Annotated in this window: 1 protein-coding gene; it reads right to left on the reverse strand. The window is 38.5% G+C overall.

Annotation, left to right across the window (positions count from 1 at the left end):
* Positions 1-165 precede the first annotated feature (165 nt).
* Positions 166-501: hypothetical protein (locus HH219_RS21755; protein WP_169328618.1), on the reverse strand; the 336-nt coding region annotated here is incomplete at its 5' end.

Here is a 501-nt window from a genome sequence, read left to right on the forward strand (position 1 = left end):
TGCTGCTCCTTTAAATTTACTTTTTAGGCTAATAATTTATCTTTTATTTCTAGGTTGCTTTCATTCCATCCATTAAATGAGTTAATAGTACTCTTAAGCCTAAATTACGCGCATGAAAATGACTGCATAATTGCAATATGAATTTTTTATTGAGGACCTTTAACTTTATGCCAGCAGCTTTTCGCAGTTGCTGACGTTGCTACGCCGTTTTTTGTTCAAGTGTTCACAGTAACTCTCTTGTGAAGATGCCCTGCCTACTGCACCATGAAATACGCGCGTAAATTGCGTGGTTAGTTTTAACCAATTTTCTGGGGAGATATTGACTCTTTCTAGTAAAGGTAAATGTGTGCTTTCAATATACCCGCGTTTGCCTTCTCTTATACAACGCCCTGTTAATTCAACCAGTTCAAGGTACGATTTAAGCTCAAATGGTAACCCTTTTGGCATGATTTGACGTGGCATGCCTGCAAAGCGTAATAGTTGTTTTGGTTGCTTGCCCTC

The sequence above is a fragment of the Pseudoalteromonas sp. NEC-BIFX-2020_015 genome, assembly GCF_012952265.1.
In the GTDB taxonomy this organism is placed as follows: domain Bacteria; phylum Pseudomonadota; class Gammaproteobacteria; order Enterobacterales; family Alteromonadaceae; genus Pseudoalteromonas; species Pseudoalteromonas neustonica.